Raw genomic sequence first — 6,998 nt, forward strand, 5'->3', positions numbered from 1 at the left:
GAAGGCACTTTATCGACATAGCTTTTGAGCAGGCCGAGGTCGTCGTCGACATGCTCGAGCACATCCATCAGTAACACCAGATCGGCATCAATGCTGTCGATGCTGCGTCGGTAATGCACCGGTTTGCCCGCGCTGGTGGCGCTTGAATCGGCCGGGTAACTGATGTCGACGCACCACGCCTCATGCGCGTCGGTGTGGGTCAGCAGATGATGCGAGAAAAAACCCGAGCCGGCACCGACATCGAGTATTCGCCGAATCGGCATGTCGCCCAGCAAACGCCGGGTCGCCGCCGCTTTGCAGCAGTAATACCAATGGTCATCGATACTGTCGCCGAGGATGTCGGTTTCCTTGAGATCCATCTGTCAGTCCTTGGGGTCGTAGACGCGACGCACCAGAAAAACCGGTCGGCGTTTGGATTCGATATAGGTGCGGCCGAGGTATTCGCCGAGTACGCCAATGCCGATCAATTGCAAACCGCCAAGGAACGTGACTGCGACCATCAGCGAGGCATAACCGGGCAAGTCGACGCCGTGGATCAGTGTGCGCAGGACAATGAACATGGCGAACGCAAACGACACCAGCGAAACCGTCGCCCCCAGGTAAGTCCAGACCCGCAGCGGCTCGGTACTGAAACTGGTAATGCCTTCGAGGGCGAAATTCCACAGCCGCCAGCCATTGAATTTGCTTTGTCCGGCCACGCGCTCGGGGCGTTCGTAGTCGACGTGGGTGGTGCGGAAACCGACCCAGGCGAACAGACCTTTCATGAAGCGCCGCGACTCGGGCAGGGTCAGCAAGGCATCGACCACGCAGCGGTCCATCAGGCGGAAGTCGCCAACGTTCTCCGGCAACGGCTGTTCGGCGATGCGGTTGTGCAGGCGATAGAACCAGTGGGCCGAGGTCGACTTGGCCCACGTGTCGCTGCGGCGGCTGACGCGATGGCCGAGCACCACTTCATAACCTTCACGCCAGCGCTCGATCATTTGCAAGATGACTTCCGGCGGGTCCTGCAGATCGGCGTCGATCGGTACCACGATCTGCCCGCCGGCCATTTGCAGACCGGCCGACAACGCCGCTTCCTTACCAAAGTTTCGACTCAGGTCGACGATGCGCAGACGCGAGTCTTGCCGCTGCCGTTCAAGCAAGCGCTCAAGGGTCGTGTCGGTGCTGCCATCGTTGATGAAGACCAGTTCAAGATCGATCAGCGCCTGCGTCTGAAAGACATCGTCGATGCGCGAAAGAAAGCTGTCGAGGCTGTCGGCCTCGTTGAAAACGGGGATCACCAGCGACAACGCCACCTGCCCCGCCTGTTGCGTTCCGTGCTCAGTCAAAGGAGTGCTCTTTTTATAGTTTGTCGGTCATCGAAAGTTTTTCGAGGCCATGAGCCGTCCCGTATTAAGCAGTAGCAGGCACGCACGTGCAAGCATGACACGGCGTCATATCGGCCAATTCGCCGGGCAGTCGCGGCGCTCTGGGCAGGGTCTTTCAGAAACATCCGCGAACGATTGGAAACAAATCCGCGATAGCCAAAAAAACCCGCTGCGCTAGGCTTGCGTCGATGCGCCACACAGGTTGGCGCGCACATCCATCGCAGGGAGCGAACCCCATGTATTTCGAAATCTACCGACAAACCCGAGGCACCCCGAGCACTGGCAAAGGCCAATGGCGCTGGCGTCTGCGCGCGCGCAACCACGAGACCGTGGCCAGTGGCGAATCGTATGTGAACAAGGCTGATTGCCTGCATGTGATCAACCTGATCAAAGCCGTACAGGGCGAGACGCCGATCAAGGAAATTTGAGCGACGTCCTGTTCATCTGCAAAGCAGCACCGTCTGTCGCCCTTCAAAGGGTTTATTTGAATGCTTGTCAGCGGTGTTCATCAAAGGTGCATGTACTGCAATTTTTGCTGCCATGCACCCAAGGATTTCAGCCATGTCCCATGAGCACCGCTACCTCGTCAGTTTCATCGTCGACAACCAGCCGCAAAGCCGCACGCTGATCCACGATGGCGACACCCTTGATCCGGGTCTCGCTGAAACCCTGGTCAAGACCGCTTTCCCCGAATTGAAGACCGCTTCACTGAGCGACGTCCAGGTGCAGAAACGCACCAGTCCCGACGAAGGCGACAACGTCCCCGGCCACTATCAGCAGCCATGAGCTGATCCCAGGCCGCCACGATCCATCGATGCTGCGGAGGTTACGCGCCATGAAATCACTCGCCGCGATCTGCCTTGCGGTCTTGGCTATGAGCGTCCAGCCAGGCCATGCAGACACCATCGACGCCTTCATCGAAGAGGCGGCACAGCAAAGCCTGTTCCAGCACAACAGTTCGCGCATCGCCTTGGAAAAGGCAACCTTGCCCGAAGTCAAAGCGTTCGCCAGACAAATGATCGCCGACTATGAGCGCTTCGATAAACAAATCAGGCAGCTGGGGCAAAGCCAGCAGATGGCGGTTCCCACCGAACCCTCGGTGGCATCCAAAGCCAAGCAGCTACGCCTTGAATCAAGGGATGACTCGTTCGACCGCATTTACATCGACAGCCAGGCCGAAACCCTTGAGCAAAAGCTGATGCTGTTCAAGAAAGAAGCGCTGTCATCACAAAATCCGCAGCTCAAGGCTTTCGCCCAATCCGCGTTGCCGGACATCGAGAAACAGGCAAAAACTGCCCGCGATCTGCAGGAAAAACTCAAGCCCTCCGCTGGCGCACTGAAATCCGTCAACCCCTGACTAACGGGAAACAATCAAAGCTGTAATAGAACCACGCCCACCAGTACGGCAATCACTGCCGATACCGCCAGCACTTGAGTCGAAGTCAAGGCCAGCGCCGCGTCCTTTGAGCGGCCGATAAAGCGGCCACGGGTCTGATGCCGATCCGGATGCGCTTCGAACAGGTTGTCCGGGTGCTCGTTGTCTTCAGGCTCATTGGTCTGCTGACCGGACCATGCACTTCGCGCCATCAAACGGTCGAGCAGACCGGGCATGACCGATTGGCCGACAACCGCTTTGATCGTCGACCACCCCAGCCACAACTCTCGCGGCGGACGCTTTACCACACTGAAAATTGCTCGTGCTGCCACATCGGGGTCGTGAATCGGTGGCACCGGTTGGGGACGCTTGGGCAATTTGTTGCGCGCCCAATCGAACTGCGGGGTATTGATCGCCGGCAATTGCACCATGCACACGCGAATATGGCTGCGCTCATGCAGCAACTCACAGCGCAATGAATCAGTAAAACCGCGTACAGCGAACTTCGCCCCGCAATAGGCGGCCTGCAACGGAATGGCGCGATAGGCCAGTGCCGAGCCGACCTGGATGATCAGGCCCTTGTTGCGCGGACGCATCAACGACAGCGCCGCCAGGGTGCCATGAACCGTACCGAGATAGGTCACCTGCGTGACGCGCTCGATCTCGGCGGCGGACAATTGTTCTATCGGCGAGAGCACCGTGACCATCGCCGCGTTGACCCACACCGCCAGCGGCCCAAGCGTGGCTTCCAGTTGCTGCGCGGCCTCTTGCACGGCGAGCGCATCGGCGACATCGACGCTAACGGTTTCAACCTGAACGCCATACGCTTGCAGCTCCTCCTGCGTGGCGGCCAGTCCCGCCGGATCACGCGCCAACAGGCCGATGCGGTAGCCCCCAGCGGCAAATCGATGAGCCACCGCGCGCCCCACGCCAGCACTGGCGCCGCTTATCACCACCAAAGGTTGCTCCTGCATGAACCGTTCTCCCTGATGCTCAGTCGATCGGCCCGATATTGATCATCAGGTCATCGCCCAGCCCTTGCACCTTGGCCAGTACGTCCACCGGCGTTTCGCTGGAAAAATGCACGACGTAGCCCATGCCGCTGCCGTCCTCTTCGATTGCACTGACCCACGACTCCACCTCGTCAGCATCCAGCCCCAGCGCCAGGCCGAACTGGCGGTTGCGGTGATCGGAATCGGTTTCGTCCATCGGATAATCACTCATAGCAAACATCTCCTCGGGGATAGTCCCCTCACTGGTTGCTCAATGTGGTCTTAAGGATGGACGCCGAACGTTCACTGACAGTTCGTTTTTTCAGCCGAGCATTGAGCGCAGCTTGCGCAGCAGATCCACCGGCGCGTAGGGCTTGGCGATCAATTCGAACTCATTGTCAGCCAACTCATTGGGCGTCGACTCGTCCGCGCAGTAGCCGGTCGTCAGCAGGATCTGCATGGCCGGATAGCGCTGGCTGATTTCCCGCGCCAGTGCCAGCCCGTTCATCTCACCGGGCATGACCAGATCGGTGAAGACCAGCTCAAAGTCGCTACTCTGCAACATCGCCAGTGCCTCGCTCGCGTCTGCAGCGATGGTAGTGCGGTAACCCTGTTCGGACAGTACGAAGCGCGCCAGTTCAGCAACTTCGGCGCGATCCTCGACGATCAGGATGCGCTCCGTGCCCTTGAGATTTTCTGCGGTTTCAGCGGAGCCAGGTGCCGATAGCTGACTGTCATCCGCCGGGAAGAACAGGCGCACCGTGGTGCCGAGCCCCGGTGTCGATTCGATTTTGACCACACCGCCGGATTGCTTGACGAAGCCGTAAACCATCGACAAACCGAGGCCGGCACCGTTGCCCTCCTCCTTGGTGGTGAAAAACGGCTCCATGACCTTGTCGAGATCGTCAGCGGCAATGCCCACGCCGTTATCGGCGATCGCGATGCAGACGTAACGCCCCGCCGCCAGTCCGCCCTGGTGCGGATCGGTCGCGTCCGGGACAACGACGTTGCGGGTCTGCACGGTGATCACCGGCTGTTGCTGCTGCCCCAACGCATCGCGGGCATTGGACAGCAGATGATTCAGTGCCATCTCGGCCTGCGCCGGGTCGAGCCGGCAGTTCCACAAATCCTCGGCCAGTTCGAATCGCGGTTCCAGATCGGCGGATTCATGCGTCGGCAGCGCAGAGCGCTCAAGCAAGGCATTGAGATTGATCACCCGGCCTTCGAGCCGTTGTCGGCGGGAGAATGCCAGCAGATGCTGGGTCAGCAAACGTGCTTTTTCCGCCGCCGCGCGAGCGTGGCCGGCGCCGACCACGATGCGTTGCGGATCAATGCTCGGCCGCTTGGCGGTGTGCTGGATCAGCTCGATGTAGCCGATCATCACTTGCAACAGATTGTTGAAATCGTGGGCGATGCCACCGGTCAACTGGCCCAGCGCTTCCATGTTCTCGCTGTAGCGCAGGCCGTCCTCGGCGTCACGGCGGCGGCTGACGTCCATTTGCGAGGCGAAGAAATACACCAGTTGCCCGCGCTCGTTGAATAGTGGCGCGATAAACAGCTCGTTCCAGAACGACGAGCCATCCTTGCGATAGTTGAGTACCTCCACGCAGGTTTCGTGTTGATGTTTGAGCGCTTGCTTGACCTGTTGCAAGACGGAACGATCAGTCTGCTCGCCTTGCAGAAACCTGCAGTTGCGCCCGAGCACTTCTTCCAGCTCGTAGCCGCTGAGTTCAAGAAACGCATTGTTGGCAAAAATGATGGGATCGTCGGGCTGCGCTGGATCGGTGACAATCATGGCCATGCGGCTGACCTGCACCGCCGCGAAAAACACATCTTTGCGTTCTTGCGAAAGGGTCGCCGCATCGGCGCGGTCGACGATCGGCCTGGATTTTCTGGGCAAGTTGACCTCCGCTAAGTGACTCCGTTTCGCTGTGACCATCATCAGCGAGCGAAGTGCCAAGGTTGGACACCGCAACGGCGGGTGTCCGATGAATTGTCCCGGTACTTCGATGGATCTGAATCGCCTCGCTGATTGTCGAAAGCTCACCGAGAACTGCACGCAATATCTGAAATCCGATCCGCCAGGGAGAACCACCGTGGATTTGTTGTTTCTGGGCACGTCTGCCGGCGTGCCGACCCGCCAGCGCAACGTCAGCGCAACAGCATTGATCGCCTCTGCCGGCAAGGGCTGGTATCTGATCGATTGCGGTGAAGGCACTCAGCATCAGGTGCTGCGCACGCCGCTGTCACTGAGTGAATTGCGGGCGATTTTCATCACTCATGTGCACGCCGATCACTGCCTGGGCTTGCCGGGTCTGCTGGCGAGCACCGGCATGTCCGGACGCACGCGGCCGCTGGACATTATTCTGCCGGCGGCGCTGCAGCCGTGGCTGAGAATGAGCCTTGAGGTGACGCAATCGCATCTGCCCTTCGAGATCAACCTGCACGCTGTGGAAACGCTTACCGAATGGCGCAACCTCAACGTTCAGGTGCAGACCGTCGAGTTGTCCCACCGCGTGCCGTGCCACGGTTATGTATTTACCGAGTCCGATCCGGAACCGCGTCTCGATGTGCAGCGACTCGACGCTGAAGGCATCGAACGCGGCCCGCTCTGGGGTCAGTTGGCCCATGGTCAGGACGTGGAGGTTGACGGGCGAATGCTGCACGCTCGCGACTATCTGCTGAGCGCGCGACCTGATCGGCGCATCATCGTCTGCGGCGACAACGATCGGCCGGCACTGCTGGCAGAAGTGGCGCAATCGGCGGACGTGCTGGTGCATGAAGCGACATTCGTGCAGGCAGCAATCGACCGCGCTCGTGCCAGTTACGGCCACAGTAGCGCCGCCGCTGTCGCCGGTTTCGCCGAATCCGCTGGGGTGCGCAACCTGGTGCTGACGCACTTCAGCGCACGCTATCAGACCAACCCGGCGCTGAGTCCATCCATCGAAGATGTGCGCAGTGAAGCGGCGGCGCTGTATGACGGCCAACTGATTCTCGCGCGGGATCTACAGCGCTATCACTTGGATCGGCTGGGTCATTTGCAACCGGTGGAGATCGAGCGCAAGCCGCTGCAGGTCGCACCGTAATTTGATAGCGCGTCCGCCCGTCTGGCAGGCGGACGCCGGTGGGCATGGTTACTTCTTGGCTTCTTTGTCCGGATCCGCCGAGCGTTCGAGAAACGCGTCGGTCAGTTGCGGCAAATGCTTGAGCAGCCATTCAGCCATGGCCAATTCCTGCGGCAGAATCTGTTCGCAGGCCTTCTGC

At 59.7% G+C, this 6,998-nt stretch carries 9 protein-coding genes and 1 pseudogene; 4 read left to right on the plus strand and 6 right to left on the minus strand.

Going from position 1 to position 6,998, the window contains the following annotated elements:
• Both OQK_RS04090 and OQK_RS04095 read right to left on the minus strand, forming a co-directional pair.
• The coding region (locus OQK_RS04090) for a class I SAM-dependent methyltransferase (protein WP_038861096.1) at positions 1 to 359 on the minus strand (359 nt) is incomplete at its 3' end.
• A 3-nt stretch (positions 360 to 362) separates the two neighbouring features.
• Positions 363 to 1,328: a glycosyltransferase family 2 protein gene (locus tag OQK_RS04095; RefSeq protein ID WP_038860537.1), complete on the minus strand. Its 966-nt coding sequence runs from the start codon at positions 1,326 to 1,328 to the stop codon at positions 363 to 365.
• Between the two features lie 275 nt (positions 1,329 to 1,603).
• On the opposite strand from OQK_RS04095, the gene OQK_RS04100 reads away from it, so the two are divergent.
• The 3 genes from OQK_RS04100 to OQK_RS04110 all read left to right on the plus strand — a co-directional run bounded on the left by OQK_RS04100 (position 1,604) and on the right by OQK_RS04110 (position 2,724).
• On the plus strand, positions 1,604 to 1,795 hold the full coding sequence (locus OQK_RS04100) for a YegP family protein (RefSeq protein ID WP_016771242.1): 192 nt from the start codon (positions 1,604 to 1,606) through the stop codon (positions 1,793 to 1,795).
• A 133-nt stretch (positions 1,796 to 1,928) separates the two neighbouring features.
• Complete coding sequence (locus OQK_RS04105; RefSeq protein ID WP_016771243.1) at positions 1,929 to 2,153, plus strand: hypothetical protein; 225 nt, start codon at positions 1,929 to 1,931, stop codon at positions 2,151 to 2,153.
• A gap of 88 nt (positions 2,154 to 2,241) precedes the next feature.
• A complete protein-coding gene (locus OQK_RS04110; protein ID WP_157221866.1) occupies positions 2,242 to 2,724 on the plus strand; it encodes a DUF4142 domain-containing protein in 483 nt (160 codons plus the stop codon).
• Positions 2,725 to 2,738: 14 nt separating this feature from the next.
• Here OQK_RS04110 and OQK_RS04115 read toward each other — a convergent pair whose 3' ends face one another.
• From OQK_RS04115 to OQK_RS04125, 3 genes are all read right to left on the minus strand, one after another.
• The gene (locus tag OQK_RS04115; RefSeq protein WP_016771245.1) at positions 2,739 to 3,716 is read right to left on the minus strand and encodes an SDR family oxidoreductase; all 978 of its coding nucleotides are present in this window, start codon (positions 3,714 to 3,716) and stop codon (positions 2,739 to 2,741) included.
• Positions 3,717 to 3,735: 19 nt separating this feature from the next.
• Entirely contained in the window at positions 3,736 to 3,966 is a 231-nt protein-coding gene (locus tag OQK_RS04120) for a hypothetical protein (RefSeq protein ID WP_016771246.1), read from the minus strand.
• A gap of 90 nt (positions 3,967 to 4,056) precedes the next feature.
• Positions 4,057 to 5,634 (minus strand): histidine kinase famiy protein, encoded by a 1,578-nt coding sequence (locus OQK_RS04125; protein WP_238537140.1) that lies wholly within the window; start codon positions 5,632 to 5,634, stop codon positions 4,057 to 4,059.
• Positions 5,635 to 5,830: 196 nt separating this feature from the next.
• Here OQK_RS04125 and OQK_RS04130 point away from each other — a divergent pair, with 196 nt between their 5' ends.
• Positions 5,831 to 6,820, plus strand: a complete 990-nt coding sequence (locus OQK_RS04130) for a ribonuclease Z (RefSeq protein WP_016771247.1) — start codon at positions 5,831 to 5,833, stop codon at positions 6,818 to 6,820.
• Positions 6,821 to 6,868: 48 nt separating this feature from the next.
• On the opposite strand, the pseudogene OQK_RS30975 reads toward OQK_RS04130, so the two are convergent.
• Positions 6,869 to 6,998 (minus strand): annotated as a pseudogene (locus tag OQK_RS30975) (hypothetical protein); the annotation flags it as partial.

The organism is Pseudomonas sp. R62, from assembly GCF_000257605.1.
GTDB classification, from domain to species: Bacteria; Pseudomonadota; Gammaproteobacteria; order Pseudomonadales; family Pseudomonadaceae; genus Aquipseudomonas; species Aquipseudomonas atacamensis.

Excerpts from the sequence above, each read along its gene's own strand:
- OQK_RS04100 (WP_016771242.1), top strand. The coding sequence starts at position 1,604 with ATGTATTTCGAAATCTACCGACAAACCCGAGGCACCCCGAGCACTGGC.
- OQK_RS04105 (WP_016771243.1), top strand. The coding sequence starts at position 1,929 with ATGTCCCATGAGCACCGCTACCTCGTCAGTTTCATCGTCGACAACCAG.
- OQK_RS04110 (WP_157221866.1), top strand. The coding sequence starts at position 2,242 with ATGAGCGTCCAGCCAGGCCATGCAGACACCATCGACGCCTTCATCGAA.
- OQK_RS04115 (WP_016771245.1), bottom strand. The coding sequence starts at position 3,716 with ATGCAGGAGCAACCTTTGGTGGTGATAAGCGGCGCCAGTGCTGGCGTG.
- OQK_RS04120 (WP_016771246.1), bottom strand. The coding sequence starts at position 3,966 with ATGAGTGATTATCCGATGGACGAAACCGATTCCGATCACCGCAACCGC.